The 17,684-nt window shown below is 72.3% G+C and carries 5 protein-coding genes; 1 reads left to right on the forward strand and 4 read right to left on the reverse strand.

Going from position 1 to position 17,684, the window contains the following annotated elements; all coding sequences use genetic code 11:
• Nucleotides 1-26: 26 nt before the first annotated feature.
• The 4 genes from NR798_RS12585 to NR798_RS12600 are packed head-to-tail and all read right to left on the reverse strand — an operon-like array spanning nt 27 to nt 17,378.
• Nucleotides 27-13,592, reverse strand: coding sequence for an amino acid adenylation domain-containing protein (locus NR798_RS12585; RefSeq protein ID WP_375771706.1), 13,566 nt, complete (start codon nt 13,590-13,592; stop codon nt 27-29).
• A gap of 18 nt (nt 13,593-13,610) precedes the next feature.
• The gene (locus tag NR798_RS12590) at nt 13,611-15,536 is read right to left on the reverse strand and encodes a hypothetical protein (RefSeq protein WP_375771707.1); all 1,926 of its coding nucleotides are present in this window, start codon (nt 15,534-15,536) and stop codon (nt 13,611-13,613) included.
• Nucleotides 15,537-15,550: 14 nt separating this feature from the next.
• The gene (locus tag NR798_RS12595; RefSeq protein ID WP_375771708.1) at nt 15,551-16,189 is read right to left on the reverse strand and encodes a hypothetical protein; all 639 of its coding nucleotides are present in this window, start codon (nt 16,187-16,189) and stop codon (nt 15,551-15,553) included.
• Nucleotides 16,190-16,202: 13 nt separating this feature from the next.
• The gene (locus tag NR798_RS12600) at nt 16,203-17,378 is read right to left on the reverse strand and encodes a cupin-like domain-containing protein (RefSeq protein WP_375771709.1); all 1,176 of its coding nucleotides are present in this window, start codon (nt 17,376-17,378) and stop codon (nt 16,203-16,205) included.
• Between the two features lie 118 nt (nt 17,379-17,496).
• Here NR798_RS12600 and NR798_RS12605 point away from each other — a divergent pair, with 118 nt between their 5' ends.
• The gene (locus tag NR798_RS12605) at nt 17,497-17,664 is read left to right on the forward strand and encodes a Xan family putative trans-acting RiPP leader peptide (protein ID WP_375771710.1); all 168 of its coding nucleotides are present in this window, start codon (nt 17,497-17,499) and stop codon (nt 17,662-17,664) included.
• Nucleotides 17,665-17,684 lie beyond the last annotated feature (20 nt).

Consider the following 17,684-nt stretch of genomic DNA (forward strand, 5'->3'; position numbering starts at 1 on the left):
GCCCCCCGGGCCCGGCGCCGGGCCCGTTACTCGTCCAGCCCGGCCAGCAGCCGCTTCGCCACCTCGTCCACCACCGGCGGCTGCACCACGCCGAAGTGGTTGCCCGGGACGCGCACCACGTCGATGCTCTCGCGCGGCAGGTGCGCGCTCCAGCCGAGCGTCTCGTCCTGCACGGGAGCGGCCTCGGCGCGGAAGAGCTGCAGCCGCGCGCGCACCTGCGGCACCGTCCAGGCGCGCACCTGCGGCACCAGCACCTCGCCGAGGATGTGCCACATGCGGGCGAGATCCCCGCCCTCGAAGTGGCTCGCCGCGGTGCCCTTGGCGCGGGCCCGCTCCGCCACGCGGTTCCACTGCTCGGCCAGGGGCAGCGCAGCCAGCTCCCGCTCCAGCGCCTCGTCGAGCACGTCGAACTCCTCGGCGATGATGAGCGGCGGGGCCACGCCCACCGGAGCGCTGCCGCCCATGGCCTCGAAGGTGATGGTGTCCAGCATGGCGAGCAGCCGCACCTCCTCGCCCGCGGCCTCGAGCGCCGCCGCGACGCCGAGCGCCGGGTAGCCGCCGTACGAGTACCCGAGGATCCGGTAGGGCCCGTGCGGTTGCACGGCCTGGATGTCGCGCGCGTACGCCGCGATGCGCTCCTCGAAGCTGCCCAGGGCGCTGCGGGACACCGTCTCGGGGGCCTGGATGCCGAAGCAGCGCAGGCGCGGCTCCAGCAGCGGGGTGAGGAAGCGGTAGTGGTGCAGCTCGCCGTCGCTCGGGTGGAGGAGGAAGACGGCCGGGGCGTTGTCCGGGACGTCCGGGCCCGACAGGCGCACCACGCTGGAGCGCGGCGGCCCCTCCTCCAACAGCTCCCGCAGCGCGTCCACCGTCTGCTTGAGGATGGGGGCCTGGAAGATGGTGGCCAGCGGCACCGGCACGCCGAACTCCTCCTCCATGCGGCCCAGCAGGCGCATGGCGAGGATGGAGTCGCCCCCGAGCATGAAGAAGTCATCCTCGGGCTTGATGTGGGGCAGGTTCAGCACGTCGCTCCACAGGCGCAGCATCCGCAGCTCCAGCGTCGAGCGGAACGGCGTCTCCAGCTTGACCTCCGCCCCGGAGGCCGGGGCCGGTGCGGCGGCGGTGGCCACCTCCGGCTCCGGCAGCGCGTGGCGGTCCACCTTGCCGTTGTTGTTGAGCGGCAGCCGCTCCATCACGACGAAGGCCGCGGGCACCATGTACGAGGGGAGCTGCTCCGCCACGTGCGCCCGGAGCGCGTCCGTCTGCACCGGCTCCGGCGTCTGGACGTAGGCGCACAGCTGCTGCACGCCCGCGGCCGACGTGCGGGCCACCACCACCGCCTCCTCCACGCGCGAGAAGCGGCGCAGGCAGTTCTCGATCTCCGACAGCTCGATGCGGAAGCCGCGGATCTTCACCTGGTGGTCGGCGCGCCCGAGGAACCGCAGGCGGCCGTCCGGCAGCAGCCGGGCCAGGTCCCCCGTGTGGTACATGCGCGCGCCGGGCTCGGCGGCGAACGGATCCGGCACGAAGCGCTCGGCCGTCATGTGCGGCGCATCCAGGTAGCCGCGCGAGAGCGCCGCGCCGCCGATGTACACCTTGCCCGGCAGGCCCGGGAGCACCGGCTCGAAGCGCTCATCCAGCAGGTAGAAGCGCACGCGCGGAATGGGGCGCCCGATGGGGAAGGTGGGGGCGGTGCCCACGCCCTCCTCGCCGGGGATGTCGCAGGTGGCCGAGGTGATGGTGCACTCGGTGGGGCCGTAGACGTTGACCCAGGGCGCGTGCATGCCGCCCACGTACAGCCAGCCCTCGTACGTCTCGCGCTTGAGCACGTCGCCGCCGGGAGCCAGCAGGCGCAGCCGCGAGGGCACGCGCTGGCCCTGGGCCTCCATCTCGCGCACCCACTCCTCGATGTACGTGGGGGGCAGGCTGATGATGGTGATGCCCAGCTCCTCCAGGTGCGGCGTCATGGCATGCGCCGGCACGAGCCCGCTGCGCATCACCACCGTGGCACCCACCGCGAGCGGCGGGTACAGGTCCTCGGCGGCCGCGTCGAAGCTGAGCGGGGCGAACTGGAGCATGCGATCGCCCGGACGCAGGCCGAAGCGCGCGGCGATGGCGAGGTTGTGGTTCACCACCGAGCGGTGCTCCACCATCACGCCCTTGGGCTCGCCGGTGGAGCCAGAGGTGAAGATGAGGTAGGCGAGCTGCGCGTCGGACACCCCGCGAGGGCCCGGGCCGAGATCCTCCTCCACCCGCGCGGGCTGGGGCGGCACCTCCACCAGGGGCACGAGCCCGTGGTGCTCGGCCAGCAGCGCCGGGTCCACCCAGAGGCGCCACACCCCGGCACGCTCCAGCACCGAGCGCTTGCGCTGCTCGGGCCAGCCTGGATCCAACGGCACGTAGGCGCCGCCGGCCTTGAGGATGCCCAGCAGCACCGCCAGGGCCTGTGCGGACGGCTCCATCACCACGCCCACCCGCTCCTCGGGACGCAGGCCCTGCGCGATGAGCTTGGAGGCCAGGAGGTTGGCGCGGGCGTTGAGCTCGGCGTAGCTCCAGGTGGTGAAGCCATGGGCCACGGCGGGGGCCTCGGGCGTGCGGCGCACCTGCGCCTCGAAGAGCGTATGCACGCACGCGCCCTCGGGCACGGGCTGCGGCCCGCCGTCGAGGGAGGCCAGCACCTGGGCGCGTTGCCGCGCGGACAGGAGGGACAGCCGCGAGAGCGGTGCATCCGGGAGCCGGACCGCCTCGGCGAGCAGTTGCTCGAGGGCGCCGGCCATGCGGGCCGCCGTCGCGGGGGTGAAGAGGGCACTGTCGGTGGCGAGGATGCCGTCCAGCGCACCGCCCGCCCGCTCGATGACGCTGAGCACCACGTCATAGGCGGGGATGATGCCGCCCACGTCGAGCAGCGTGGTGGTGAGCCCCTCCATCGCGGGAGCACTGAGCGAGTCGAGCTGCAGCAGCGCCTGGGCCAGCGGGGGCGCGGTGCGGCTGGCGTCGGGCTGCGCGGCGTCCGCGATGCGCTTGAAGGGCAGCTCCTGGTGGGCCGAGGCGTGCCCCACCACCTCGTGGACCCGCTTCAGCAGCGCGCGGAAGGACGGGTCATTGGAGAAGTCGGTGCACAGCGGCAGCACGTTGGTGAAGTAGCCCACCATGTGCTCCGTCTGCGGCAGGGGGCGTCCCGAGACGGGCGAGGCCACCACCACGTGCGTCTGGGCGCTCAGCCGGTGCAGCCACGCCTGCATGAGCGCGACCACGGCGGTGAAGACGGAGACGCCCTCTCGCCGGGCCAGCTCCCGGAGCGCGGCCACGTCCGCGCCGCCCAGCGAGAGCGGCACCGGCCGCATGTTGGCGTTGATGGCCGGAGCGCGGCGCGGGAAGTCCAGCGGCAGGTCCAGCACCGGCGGGGCGCTCCGCAGCGCCTGCTTCCAGGTCTCGAGGCTCTCCTCCAGCCACCGCTGGTGCTCGGCGGAGCGCTGCCAGAGCACGAAGTCGGCGTACTGCACGGGGGCCGGCGTCAGCAGGGACGGCTGGCCCTCCAGCGCCGCGCGGTAGGCCACCGCCAGCTCGCCCAGGAGCGCCTGCAGGCCCAGGCCGTCGATGACGAGGTGGCTCGCGGCCGCGATGAGCACGTGCTTCGTGCCCGCCGCATCCAGCCGGAGCAGCTCGAAGCGGTACACGGGCCCATGGCGCACGTCGAAGGGCTGCCCGTCATGGCGCGTGACGGCGCGGCGTGCCTCCTCCAGGGCCTGCTCGGGCGGCAGGTGCGAGAGGTCCGTGCGCGCGAGCACCGGGCCGGACGCCGCTCCCACCCGCGCGAAGACGGTTTCGCCCTCCAGGAAGAACGTGGTGCGCAGTGTCTCGTTGGCCTCCACCACCGCCGCCAGGGCCGCCTCCAGCTTCGCGAGTTCGAGCGCGCCCTCGAGCACGAGCGGCATGACGATGGAGTAGGGCGGCGCGTCGGGCAGCTGCAGCGCGAACCAGAGCCGCTCCTGCACCAGCGACGCGGGGATGCGCTCGGGACGCGGGCCGGGTTGCAGCTCCTCGCGCAGCCGGGGCGCGGTGCCCAGCCGGGCGGCGAGGCCCGCCACCGTGGGCTCGGCGAAGACGGCGCTCAGCGGCACCTCCACGCCGAAGGCGCGGCGCAGTTGGGCCACGAGCCGGGCAGCACCCATCGAGTGCCCGCCGAGCTCGAAGAAATTGTCCTCCCGTCCGACCTGTCCGGCGCCGAGGACCCGCTGGAAGAGCTCGGCCACCAGCGTCTCCATCGGACCGCGCGGAGGCTCGCCCGCGGGCCGAGGCTCGGGGGCCGCCACGGGCAGCGCGGCCAGCGCCTGGCGATCCACCTTGCCCGTGGACGAGAGCGGCAGCGCGTCGAGCACGATGATGCGCGAGGGCACCATCGCCGCCGGCAGCACCGAGGCGAGGGCTCCTCGCAGCGTCTCCTCGGCGTGGGAGGCGTCTCCCTCGGTGGCGACGAAGGCCTCCAGGCGCGACTCCCGCTCACCCTGCCGCGCGAGCACCGCCGCCTGGCGCACGCCGGGCTGGCGCAGCAGGGCGGCCTCGATCTCCTCCAGCTCGATGCGCATGCCGCGCACCTTCACCTGGAGATCCACGCGGCCCAGGAAGCTCAGGGTGCCGTCCGCGTTCCACTTGACCCGGTCTCCCGTGCGGTAGAGCCGCGCGCCGGGGATGCCGGAGAACGGATCCGGCACGAAGCGCTCGGCCGTCAGCTCCGGGCGGCCCCGGTAGCCACGCGAGACACCCTCGCCGCCGATGTACAGCTCACCGGGCATGCCCGGGGCGGCCGGCTGGCCATGCGCGTCGAGCACGTAGGGGCGCACGCGCTCGAGCGGACGTCCCAGCCGGATGGGCGCGCCCGGCCGCAGCGGGTGCAGCGTGGTGATGCAGGTGGTCTCGCTGGGACCGTAGCCATTGAGCACCTGGACCCGGCCGCCCGAGAGCCGCTGCACCAGCGGCTCGGGAGGGGCCTCGCCTCCGAGCTGGAGGAAGGCGAGCCGCCGGAAGGCGTCGGTGGCGTTGGGCTCCTCGAGCGCGGCCGTCACCACGGACGGCGTGCCGAGCAGGTGCGTGGCCCGGTGCTGGGAGATGTCCCGAGCCAGTCCCAGCGGGCCGGTCTCGCGCAGGACGACGCGCGCACCCCGCGCCAACGGGTAGAGCAGCTCCACCACGTGGACGTCGAAGGCCACCGAGGCCGCCGCCAGCGTGGTGTCGCCGGGACGCGAGGGGTACGAGGTATCGGCTGCTTCGAAGAGGTGGCAGAGGTTGCGGTGGGTGACCTCGACGGCCTTGGGCTCGCCAGTGGTGCCGGAGGTGAAGAGCACGAGCGCGAGCTGGTCCGGCGCGGGCGGGCGGAGCGGAGCGCCGGGGCTGCGGGCCTCGGGCGCCACCCGGACGATGCCGGGCAGCTCCTCGGGGAAGGACTCGGGCCGTGCCACGACGAGGCGTGCGCCAGCGCCTCGGAGGAGGGCAGTGCGGCGCGCGAGCGGATGCGAGCCTTCCAGGGGGAGGTAGGCCGCGCCCGCCTTGAGGATGGCGAGCAGCGAGACGAGCAGCTCGCTGGTGCGCTCCAGGCACACGCCGATGACGGTCTCTGGCCCCGCGCCCAGCGTAGTGAGGTGGTGGGCGAGGGCAGTGGCCTGTTCATCGAGCTGCCGGTAGCTCAGCGCACCGTCGCGAGCGGCGAGGGCCTGTGCCTCCGGGGCACGTGCCACCTGGGCCTCGAAGAGCGACACGACGGTGGCGCGGGTGTCGAACGGACGCTGGGGCGCGCTGAAGCCGCGCACCATGCGCTCGCGCTCCTCGTCGGAGAGGAGGTGCAGGGCGTCGACGCGGGTGTCGGGGGCGCGCAGGGCGTGCGAGAGGAGCTGGAGGTACTGCTCCAGCAGTTGCCGTGCGGTGGCGGGCTCGAAGAGGTCGGCGCTGTACTCCACCTCGAGCTCCAGCTCGGAGCCCGTCTCGTGGACGACGAGGGCGAGGTCGAACTTCGCGGCGGTGGCGGAGACGGACAGCGTGCGGGCGGTGAGGCCCGTCATCGCCTCGGCCAGGGCATTGCCGACACGGTTCCACGTGAAGGCGGCCTGGAAGAGAGGAGAGTGGGAGGGACTGCGCTCGACGCCGAGGTGGGAGACGAGCCGGTCGAAGGGGACGTCCTGGTGGGAGAAGGCCTCGAGGGAAGAGGCGCGGACGTGGGAGAGGAGGGAGGCGAAGGAGGAGGAGGGCGCGAGGCGCGAGCGAAGGACGAGGGTGTTGGTGAAGAGGCCGACGACGTCCTCGGTGGAGGGGTGGGTGCGGCCGCCCACGGGAGTGCCGACGCACACATCATCCTGGCCGCAGTAGCGGTGAAGGAGGGAGGCGAAGGCGGAGAAGAGGGCCATGAAGGGGGTGACCTGGTGCTGGCGGCACAAGGAGCCCAGGGCCCGGGAGAGGGAGGGAGAGAGGGGCAGGCGAGGAGTGGAGCCGCCCTTGCCGGAGGAGACGGGAGGACGGGGCCTGTCGGTGGGCAGTTGCAGGAGGCGGGGAGCGCCGTCCAGGTACTGCTTCCAGAAGGAGAGCTGAGAGTCCTCGCGGGCCTGGACGGAGGGGGAGCGCTGCCAGGAGGCGATGTCCGAGTAGTCGAGGCGGACGGGAGGAAGGGCGGGCTGCTGGCTCTGGAGGAGGGAGGCGTGGGCCTCGCCCAACTCGCGCAGCAGCAGGGCCAGGGACAGGCCATCCACCAGCAGGTGGTGGAAGACGAGCAGCAGCACGTGACGCTGAGGCTCCACCTGCCAGAGGAAGAAGCGGAAGAGAGGCCCGTGCTCCAGGGAGAAGGGCCGCTCCACCTCCTGGCGCAGGCGGGAGGGCAGCAGGGAGTCGGACGTGGACTCCACGTGCAGTACGCGCGAGGGCAGCGGCTGCAGGTGAGGCTGAGGACGGCCCTCGTGAGAGGAGAAGGTGGTGCGCAGCGCGGGGTGACGCGTGAGCAGCAGGCGCAGGGCCTCCTCCAGGACGGAGGGACGCACCTCTCCCGTCAGCTCGACGGCTTCGGCCACGTGGTAGGCGCTGGAGTCGGGCTGCAACTGCTGCAGGAACCACATGCGCTCCTGGGCGAAGGAGAGCACGGGCTGAGCGCCAGAGGGGCGCGGGGTGGGCGCGGACAGCTCCACGGAGGGACTGCCCTGCAAGCTGGAGACAGCGCGAGCCAGGCCAGCGACAGAAGGAGAAGAGAAGAGGGCGGAGAGGGGAAGCTCGACGCCGAAGGCCTGGCGGATGCGAGCCACCAGCCGGGTGGCGCTCAGGGAGTGGCCGCCGAGCTGGAAGAAGTCGTCCTCGCGCTGCACCTGCTCCAGACCGAGCACCTGGCAGAACAGCTGGGCGAGCAGCTCCTCCACGGGCCCGCGAGGAGGCTGGCCCTGGGAGGCCGGAGCGGACAGCTCCACGGGCAGCGCCGCGAGTGCCTTCCGGTCCACCTTGCCGTTGGGGCTCAGCGGCAGTGCCTCGAGGAGCACGATGCGCGAGGGCACCATGTAGGCTGGCAGCGTGCGGGCCAGGGCGTCCTGCAACGAGCCCTCGCTGGCGCCCGAGCCCGCTGGCACCACGAAGGCCACCAGGTACTTGTCACCCTGACGCCGCTCGCGCGCCATCACCACCGCCGAGCGCACCGGGGCCTGTTGCAGCAGCGCCGACTCGATCTCCGCCAGCTCGATGCGCATGCCGCGCACCTTCACCTGGAAGTCGGCGCGGGCGACGAACTCCAACTGCCCGCCCGCGAGCCGCCGGCCCAGGTCGCCCGTGCGGTAGAGCCGTGCTCCGGGCCGCGTGCTGAAGGGATGCGGCACGAAGCGCTCGGCGGTCAGCTCCGGGCGGTTGAGGTAGCCGCGGCCCACGCCCACGCCGCCGATGTACAGCTCTCCCACCACGCCCACGGGCACGGGCTGCAGGGCCTCGTCGAGGACGTAGACCTCCATGTTGGCCTTCGGCGTGCCGATGGGGGTGCTGGCTCCCGCGGGGGCCTCCCGCATGGGGTGCACGGTGGCCGTGTCCGAGCACTCGGCCGGGCCGTAGGCGTTGTGGAGCGGGATGCTGGGGTAGCGCTCGAACCACGCGCGGCAGACCGCGGGCGGGAGCGCCTCGCCGATCGTCACCATGCGCCGCAGCTGGCCGAAGGCGGGCAGGGATTGGCCCGCGCCGTCCTCCAGCATGGATTGCAGCACCGAGGGCACCAGTTGCACGGTGGTGACGCCGGCGCTGTCCAGCGCCTCGGCCAGCCGAGCCGGCTCACGCACCAGCTCGTCCTGGAAGAACTCGGTGGTGGCGCCCAGGGCGAAGGCCGCCAGCATCTGCCAGACGGAGATGTCGAAGCTGAGCGCGGCCGTCTGGGCGATGACGTCCTCGGAGCCCAGGCCCAGGGCCTGCTGCATGCCGAGGATATGATTGAGCATGCCGCGCTGATCGATCATCACGCCCTTGGGCACGCCGGTGGAGCCCGAGGTGAAGAGGACGTAGGCGAGCGAGCCGGGCGAGTCGCGCCGGGGCGGGGCTTCGGAGCTCCTGGTCTCACGGCCCTCCAGCGAGAGGACGCGCGGGCGCTGGTGCGCGGGGAGCAGCGCGAGGGCCTGCTCCAACAGGGCGTCGGCGCCGCCGAGCGCCAGCGCGAAGGGAGCGCGGCTCTCGGCGAGCACCTGGGCGATGCGCGCGGGAGGCAGCCGCGACTCCAGCGGGAGGAAGGCGCCTCCGGCCTTGTGGAGGGAGAGGATGGCGCGGAGGGTGGCCTCGGTGCGGGGCCCCACCAGGGCCACCAGTGACTCGGGGCCGACGCCCTGGGCCGCCAGCTCACGGGCCGCGCGGTTCGTATGCGCGTCCAGCTCCGCATAGGTCCACTGGCCGCCCTCGAAGGCGAGCGCCACCTTGTACGGCGTCCGCTGCGCGTGCGCGGACAGGAGCGAGACGACGGTGGCCTGCTCCTGCTCGGGCCGGTGCGTCTCGTTGCAGGCGCGCAGGACGAAGTGCTGCTCCTCCTCGGAGAGGAGGCGGAGGGAGTCGACGCGGGTATCGGGCGCCGTCAGCGCATGCGAGAGGAGCTGGACGTAATGGCCCAGCAGGCGCTGCGCGGTGGAGGGCTCGAAGAGGTCGGCGCTGTACTCGAGCTCGAGCTCCAGCCCGGAAGCGGTCTCGTGGACGGCAAGGGCCAGGTCGAACTTGGCGCCAGCGGCGGGCAGGGCGAGGTAGCGCGCGGTGAGGCCCGGGAGGTCCTCCGCGAGCGGCCGCACCGGGTGGTTCCAGGCGAAGGCGGCCTGGAAGAGAGGAGAGTGGGAGGGGCTGCGCTCGACACCGAGGTGGGAGACGAGCCGGTCGAAGGGGACGTCCTGGTGGGAGAAGGCCTCGAGGGAGGAGGCACGGACGTGGGAGAGGAGGGAAGAGAAGGAGGAGGCGGGCGCGAGGCGCGAGCGAAGGACGAGGGTGTTGGTGAAGAGGCCGACGACGTCCTCGGTGGAGGGGTGGGTGCGGCCGCCCACGGGGGTGCCGACGCACACGTCGTCCTGGCCGCAGTAGCGGTGAAGGAGGGAGGCGAAGGCGGAGAAGAGGGCCATGAAGGGGGTGACCTGGTGCTGGCGGCACAAGGAGCCCAAGGCCCGGGAGAGGGAGGGGGAGAGGGGCAGGCGAGGAGTGGAGCCGCCCTTGCCGGAGGAGACGGGAGGACGGGGCCTGTCGGTGGGCAGTTGCAGGAGGCGGGGAGCGCCGTCCAGGTACTGCTTCCAGAAGGAGAGCTGAGAGTCCTCGCGGGCCTGGACGGAGGGGGAGCGCTGCCAGGAGGCGATGTCCGAGTAGTCCAGGCGGACAGGAGGAAGGGAGGGCTGCTGGCCCTGGAGGAGGGAGGCGTGGGCCTCACCCAACTCACGCAGCAGCAGGGCCAGGGACAGGCCATCCACCAGCAGGTGGTGGAAGACGAGCAGCAGCACATGGCGCTGAGGCTCCACCTGCCAGAGGAAGAAGCGGAAGAGGGGCCCGTGCTCCAGGGAGAAGGGCCGCTCCACCTCCTGACGCAGGCGGGAGGGCAGCAGGGAGTCGGACGAGGACTCCACGTGCAGGACGCGCGAGGGCAGCGGCTGCAGGTGAGGCTGAGGACGGCCCTCGTGAGAGGAGAAGGTGGTGCGCAGCGCGGGGTGGCGCGAGAGCAGCAGGCGCAGAGCCTCCTCGAGAGCAGCGGGACGCACCTCGCCCGTCAACTCGACGGCCTCGGCCACGTGGTAGGCGCTGGAGTCGGGCTGCAACTGCTGCAGGAACCACATGCGCTCCTGGGCGAAGGAGAGCACGGGCTGAGCGCCAGAGGGGCGCGGGGTGGGCGCGGACAGCTCCACGGAAGTGCTGCCCTGCAAGCTGGAGACAGCGCGAGCCAGACCGGCGACAGAAGGAGAAGAGAAGAGGGCGGAGAGGGGAAGCTCGACGCCGAAGGCCTGACGGATGCGAGCCACCAGCCGGGTGGCACTCAGGGAGTGGCCGCCGAGCTGGAAGAAGTCGTCCTCGCGCTGCACCTGCTCCAGGCCGAGCACCTGGCAGAACAGCTGGGCGAGCAGTTCCTCCACGGGTCCGCGAGGAGGCTGGCCCTGGGGCGCCTGGGCGGCATCCTCCACGGGCAGCGCCGCGAGCGCCTTCCGGTCCACCTTGCCACTGGTCGTGAAGGGCAGGGAGGGGAGCGCGACGAAGCGCGAGGGCACCATCGCCTCGGGCAGGGTGAGGCGCAGTGCTTCGCGCAGCCGCTTCGCCACCGTGCCGGCCTCGCCCTCCAGGACGAGGAAGGCCTCGAGCCGCGTGTCACGGCCGCTGCCGCGCACCACCACGGCGGCCTGGCGCACGCCGGGCTGGCGCAGCAGGGAGGCCTCGATCTCCTCCAGCTCGATGCGCACACCGCGCACCTTCACCTGGAAGTCAGTGCGCCCCAGGAAGCTCAGGGTGCCGTCCTCGTTCCACCGGACGCGGTCTCCCGTGCGGTAGAGCCTCGCGCCGCTCACTCGGGAGAACGGATCCGGCACGAAGCGCTCGGCCGTCAGGTCCGGCCGGCTCCGGTAGCCGCGCCCCAGGGGCGTGCCGCCGATGAACAGCTCGCCGGGAATGCCCACGGGCACTGGCTCTCCGCGCTCGTCGAGCACGTACACCCGGCACCGGTCCAGCGGGCGTCCCAGGCGCACGGGCCCCGTGGAGGGCGTCCGCTCGGCGACGACGTTGATGCTCGTCTCCGTGGGGCCGTACGTGTTGATCAGCTTCGTCCGCGTCAGCGCGAGCTGCCGCACCAGGGGCTCCGGCAGCACCTCGCCGCCGCTGACGAGCACCTTCAACGAGCGGATGGCCTCCAGCGCGCCGGGCTCCTCCAGCGCCGTGGCGAGCGAGGAGGGCATGATGACGATGTGCGTGATGCCGTGCCGGACGATGTCGCGTCCAAGCCCCAGCGGGCCCACCTCGCGCAGCACGGTGCGCGCGCCGCGGGTGATGCTGAAGAGCAGCTCCTCCAGGTGGATGTCGAACGAGAGGCTGCCGGACGAGGCCCAGCAGTCACCGGCCTGGGTCTCGTAATACGGATCGAAGGCCGCGAAGCAGTGGACGACGTTGCGGTGGGTCAGCTCGACGCCCTTGGGCTCACCGGTGGAGCCGGACGTATAGAGCAGGTACGCGAGGTGCTCGGCGCGGGCCTTCACGGGCGGCGCGGTGGGCACGGCGTCGCGGGTGCGCACGTCGGGCGTGACCACGGGCACGTCCAGCGCCACGTCCGCGAACAACCCGGGCCGGGTGACGACGAGCCGCGCGCCGGACTGGCGCAGCAGGGCGGCGCGGCGGGCCGCCGGGTGCGAGGCCTCCAGGGGCAGACAGCCGGCCCCGCTCATGAAGATGGCCAGCAGCGACACCACCGCGTCGAGCGAGCGCTCCAGGCACAGGCCCACCACGGCCTCGGGCCCGGCGCCCGCCGCCACCAGGTGCGCCGCGAGACGCGAGGCCTGCGTGGCCAGCTCCCGGAAGGTGAGGGTGCCCTCGGGGGCCACCACCGCGGGCGCGTCCGGGGTGCGCGCCACCTGCGCCTCGAAGAGCGAGACGATCGTCGCCTCGCTGTCGAAGGGCCGCTCGGTGTCGTTGAAGGCGTGCAGCACCTGCTCGCGCTCGGCGGAGGAGAGCAGGCGCAGCTCGCCCACGGGCGTGCGGGGTGCTTCCAGCGCGTGCTCCAGCAGCCGGAGGTAATGGCCCAGCAGCCGCTGGATGCTGGAGGCCTCGAACAGCTCGGTGCTGTAGGGCACGAGGAGCGAGAATCCGGCGGCGCTCTCGACGACGGTGAGGCCGAGGTCGAACTGGGTGGTGCCGGTGTCCACCTCCACCGGGCGCGCGCCGAGGCCGGACAGGGCATCGGCGAGCGAGCGCTCCTCCTGGTACAGGTCGAACATCACCTGGAAGAGCGGCGTCCAGCCGAGGCTGCGCTCCACCTGGAGTGCATCCACCACGCGCTCGAAGGGGGCCTCCTGGTGGGCGTAGGCGGCCACGGCCGTCTCCCGCACCTGGGACAGCAGGGTGGAGAAGGGCGTGGCGGGGGTGATGTTGTTGCGCAGCACCACGGTGTTGACGAAGAGGCCCACCACGCCTTCCGTCGACAGGTGCGTGCGGCCGGCCACGGGCGTGCCCACGCAGAGGTCCGTCTGCTGCGAGTAGCGGTGCAGCAGCGCGGCGAACACCGTGTAGAACGCCATGAAGGGCGTCACCTGGTGCTCACGGCAGAAGGCGCGGACCTTCTCGGACAGCGCGGCCGGCAGCAGGAGCGGCCGGGTCTGCGTGCCCCGTCCCGAGCGGTTCGCCGGGCGCGGCTTGTCGGTGGGCAGCTCCAGCAGGGCGGGGGCGTCGGCGAGCTGGCGCTTCCAGTACTCCAGGTGGCTGGCCTCGCGTGCGGCGGCGCCGGGGGTCCGCTGCCAGGCGGCGATGTCGGTGTACTCCAGCGCAAGTGCCGGAAGCTGCGGAACCTCCTGGCGGCCGAGCGCGGTGTAGAGCGAGCCCAGCTCGCGCATCAGCAGGTTGAGGCTCCAGCCGTCCACCACCAGGTGGTGCAGCACCAGCAGGAAGACGTGCCGCTCCGGCGACAGGCGCAGCAGGCGGAAGCGGTAGAGGGGCCCCTGCTCCAGGGAGAAGGGGCGCGCGGACTCCTCGAGCAGGCGGCGCGCCAGCACGGCCTCGGACAGCTCCTCCACCTCCAGCACGTGCCGGGGCACCTCCTGGAAGGCGAGCCCGGGGCGGCCCTCGGAGGCGGGGAAGACGGAGCGCAGCGCCTTGTGGCGCGCCAGCAACTGCCGCAGCGCCGCCTCGAGCACCTGCACGTCGACGGCGCCGCTCAGCTCCACCGCCCGCTGGACGTTGTAGGCCGCCGAAGTGGGCTCCAGCTGGTGCAGGAACCACATGCGCTCCTGCGCGAACGAGGGCACGGGCGCCTCGTGCTCGGGGCGCCGCACCGGGCCCGCGTCGAGCACGGCATTGGGCGGCGTGGGCCCGGCTCCTCCGCGCTCCAGCAGTTGCTTGAGGCGTGCACGCTTCTCGCCAGCGGTGAGTTGATCGAGGTCGTTTCGCGAGGCCATGGGGGAGTCGGCTTTCCTCTACATCCTGATGCGGACACTCATCCCGGTACGGACCACGCCGACGTTCGTCGCCGGCAGGTCCGCCACCGTGGGGTCGGGCACGAACTGGAACTCACTGCCCCGCGCGCCGAAGGGCATTTCCACGAAGGTCACGAAGTACACGTCGCGGAGGACCTGCATGCCGAAGTCCACGCGCGCCAGGTAGGACGGGTCGCTCACGTTCATCAACCCGGTGAGGTTGAGCGTGGGCTCGTGCTGGCTGCGCCGGGCGAAGGTGGCCCGCACGAGGCCGTAGTAGCGGCCGTAGAAGAGCGCGCGGTAGTCACCCTTGGAGCGCAGCCAGGTGAGCATGGCGCGATCGTCGTAGCCGAGCGGGTTGTAGAAGCCCTCCAACCGGAGGGTGGTCTGGATGACGTCGCCGAGGCGGAACGTGCTCTTCATTCCACCGCTGGCCAGCAGTTGCGGTCCCCCCAGGGAGCGCCGCGAGAACCCCTCCTCCGTGCGCTGCCAGAGGCCGACGTTGCTGTCGCGCACCAGGGCGAGCTCGGCGTTCAGGTCGAACGCGCCCAGGCCCATGCTCCAGTCCAGGCCATAGCGGGGACGGCGCCCCTGCTTGAAGTACGCCGAGGCGGCCACCTCGCTCGTGCCGAGCGTCACCTCGGCGCGCACCGCTCCTCCGTAGCGCAGCCGCTGCTCGGCCGGTCCGCTCAGGTCCGCCGTGGCGACGAACCACAGGTTCGAGGCCATCGCCTCCCAGGGGATGTTCACCTTGAGCATGTCCACGCCCGTGCGCAGATCGAACGCATCGAGCGGCTGCGGGTTGGGGCTCTGCAGGAAGTCGGTGGGGTTCCAGACCTGCGAGCTGCCCCACTTGATCTGCTGGCGTCCGACGCTGAAGAACACGCGGTGGGCGAGGCTGAACTGGAACCAGAACTGGTCGAGCAGCACCTGCGGGCTGGAGAGCACCGGGTCGAGCGCATCGTAGGCGAGCCGCCCCCGCACGAATCCGCGCAGGGTGTCCGACGGCTTGATGTCGAGGTACACGTCCACGAGCGACGGCAGCATGGGCTGGAGCGAGAGCGAGTCCGCGCCACGGGCGCCGCTCAGCTCGGCACGCTGGTAGTAGAAGCCGCCGAGGGAGAGGATGTTGTGCGGCTGCGGCGAGGTCTCGGTGCGCCAGGCTTCCGCATCGAGGATGGGGACCTGTTGGGGAATGTCCATCCCCTGGGTCACGGCGGTGGGAGTGGTAGCGGGCCCCACCGCGGGCTCCGCGGGCGCGGCGTCCTCGATGGTCGGCGGAGCCATCTCCAGGGACACGGAGGCCGGTGCGGAGGCGGGCGCGGGCTCGGCGGCGGTGGGCGCGGGCTCGGCAACCGCGGGCGCGGGCGCGGGCTCTTCAACCGCGGGCTCGGCGGCGGTGGGCGCGGGCTCGGCGGACGCGAGGGCGGGCGTGTCCTCGGAGGCGCGGCCCGGGGAGGGCGGTGCCCGGAACGTCAGCGACTGCACCCGCCGCTGCTGGAAGAACACCTCCACGCCGAGCGAGCGGTAGTGGAAGTAGAACTGGCTGCCGGGCGTGAGCCGGACCTCGTAGCAGGGCACCTCCGGCCCGGACGCCTCGGTGCAGGCGGGCCCGTAGGTCTTCTCGATCGCGGCCCGGGTGGGCGGAGGCTTGGGCACCACGTCGATGCGCTGCAGCGGCCCGTTGTCGGGAGCGAAGCTGAAGCGGACGTTGCGGGTCCCCTTGGGCGCGGCCTTGAGCGCGTAGGTCAGGACGGGCTCACCGTTCTGGGTGCTCCGGCGGGTGGGCTTGCCGAAGTCGCGGAGGATCTCCTCCAGGGAGGAGGTGCCAGGGGTGGCCCCGCGCCAGGCTTCGGCGCCAGCCGTGCAACTCCAGAGCAGGAACAGGGCTGCGCTGGCGCGGAGGAGGGAAGGAACGGGGCGCATGGGGGGAGTCCAGTCTAGCCAGGGCTGGGAAGCGACAGAAGACCCGCCGGGTCGCGGCGCAGTGACGTGCCGATGGCGAGCCAGGTGGCGCCAGCCAGGGCGAATGGCAGGTTGGCCACCACGTACGACGGGAGGCCTGGGGGGAGGGGAAGGGTGGTCGCTGCGACGAGCACCGGCGTCAGGAAGCCCGCGGCGAGCAGGCAGGCGGCCGTCCGGTGCGACGCCGCGGGCGCACGCAGGCCGGTGGCCCCGAGCAGCGTCGTGCCGCCGAAATAGCTGAGCACTCCGGGCACCACCGCCACCTTGAGGTTCCGCAAGCTTCCGAGGAGGCCGCTCAGGGCGATCGCGCTGATGATGCCCGAGGCCAGCACGACGGCCCCTAGCAGCAGTCCCGCCGTGCCCGCCCAGGGGCTGTGTGCCCTCAGCCGCGCACCGAGCCTCACCATCGTGAAGCCCAGGCAGGCGAGGCCGAGGCTGAACGTGGTGGCGCTCAACGCCGCGAGTCCGGAGGCGCTCGCATCGGTGGGCTCGTGGCCCGTCTGGAGCCCGAACGCGAGATCGGCTCCGTAGGACACCAGCCACAGCAACCCGCCCACCAGGGCGGCCGGACCTTCCCATCCGCGCGGATGGGCCGACAGGACGTTCGTCTTCATGGCGTTGCGCCTCTCAGTCCCGCAGGAAGAAGGTGGGCGCGTGGGCGTTGCGCTCCACCATCGCGGTGAGCGCCCCGGGTTGCGAGGGGAAGGGCTCCCCGGACGTCTGGAAGACGAAGTGGTCGTAGTAGAGCGCGTGTTGCTTGCGCAGGGCCTCCGGGAGGCGGGCCACCAGGGCGCGTGTCCGGGCCCGGTGCTCCGCCAGGCCAGGCTCCTCCTGCTCCGTGCTTCCCGCCGGCTCGGGCGCGGAGGCGGCCCCCGGCGCGAAGACCGTCCGCTGGTAGAGCGCCCGCGCCCGGTCCCGTTGCCCGGCGGGACGGGCGTGGAACAGCCGGATGGCCTGCGTCAGGTCCCCCTGCATCTCCACCACCTCGTCGAGGTGCTCGCGGAACAGCCAGTTGTTGATCATCACGTTGAGCCCGAAGGACTCCACGTGGTGCCACCAGAAGGGCGGCGTGAACAGCACCTCGCCGGGCTCCAGCACCGCCACCCGGGCCTCGCTCAGGGCCTGGCGGAAGAGGGGGAAGCTCTCCAGGTCGGGCTCCAGCAGCCGCACATGGCTCGCCATGGCCTGGTTGAGCATCCGATCGAAGGGCGCGTGGTACATGAAGGGCAGCAGCTCGGGCGCGAACAGCGTCACCCGCTTCGTCCCCTCGAGCATGCAGATGAAGTTGATGAAGTCGTCGTAGTGCAGGTTGACCACCTGCCCGGGCGAGCCCACCCAAAGCTTCGGGAACACCTGCTGCTCATGGAGGACGGGCAGGACGTTGGGGCCCAGGGCCTCGAAGAGCGCGGTGCCCGGCTCGACGGCGTGCGACTGCAGGTAGACGTAGTCGCTGGAGGCCCCGCTCAGGCTGCGCAGCAGCTCCCCGGCGAACGTGTCGAACGTGACGCCCGCCTGGGGGCCGCTGAACGTCACGCCCTCCAGGTTCTCCTTCTGGAAGTGGTAGTGGCCGCCCAGGTGTCCGGGCAGCCGGTGGTATTCCACCGTCTGCGTGCCGAAGCGCGAGCCGAGCACGGCGAGCTTCTGCTCGGGCGTGGCGCGCGCTTTCAGCTCGTGCAGCAGCTTCCAGTCGTCCATGCAGCCGGTGAGCACCACCGGCTCCTGCTGGGCCCACAGCTCCTGGGGGCTGGGCCGGTGAAGGCGGCGGACGGGCTTCGTTTCGAAGGGCAGGGGGGGCAGGCGCATCGCCTCCGCATGGTACAGCGCTCCTGTACGGGACGCAGCCGGGTTGACATCGAGTTCCCGGACGGGCGAGCATTCCAGGTGTTCCCAGCTGCTCCTTCTTTCCCCCGAGGAGGTCGCCATGGCATCCGAAGAGACCCTCACCGCCCCCGTCGCCGCCGCTCAGACCGCTGCTCCCACCTCTGAAGTGGCCGCCGCCGCCGCTCCGGAGAAGCTCGACGAGCTGGAGGAGATCAACTTCCTGCTCGAGGAGATCGAGAGCAAGATCGCCCCGCTCGCGTTGGCGTGAGCGGACGGGACCCACCTGGA

This window comes from Archangium gephyra (genome assembly GCF_042230915.1).
Classification (GTDB): Bacteria; Myxococcota; Myxococcia; order Myxococcales; family Myxococcaceae; genus Archangium; species Archangium gephyra_B.

What these genes read in the sequence shown, in the direction of transcription:
- NR798_RS12595 (WP_375771708.1), bottom strand. Translation starts at nt 16,189, where the DNA reads ATGAAGACGAACGTCCTGTCGGCCCATCCGCGCGGATGGGAAGGTCCG.
- NR798_RS12585 (WP_375771706.1), bottom strand. Translation starts at nt 13,592, where the DNA reads ATGGCCTCGCGAAACGACCTCGATCAACTCACCGCTGGCGAGAAGCGT.
- NR798_RS12590 (WP_375771707.1), bottom strand. Translation starts at nt 15,536, where the DNA reads ATGCGCCCCGTTCCTTCCCTCCTCCGCGCCAGCGCAGCCCTGTTCCTG.
- NR798_RS12605 (WP_375771710.1), top strand. Translation starts at nt 17,497, where the DNA reads ATGGCATCCGAAGAGACCCTCACCGCCCCCGTCGCCGCCGCTCAGACC.
- NR798_RS12600 (WP_375771709.1), bottom strand. Translation starts at nt 17,378, where the DNA reads ATGCGCCTGCCCCCCCTGCCCTTCGAAACGAAGCCCGTCCGCCGCCTT.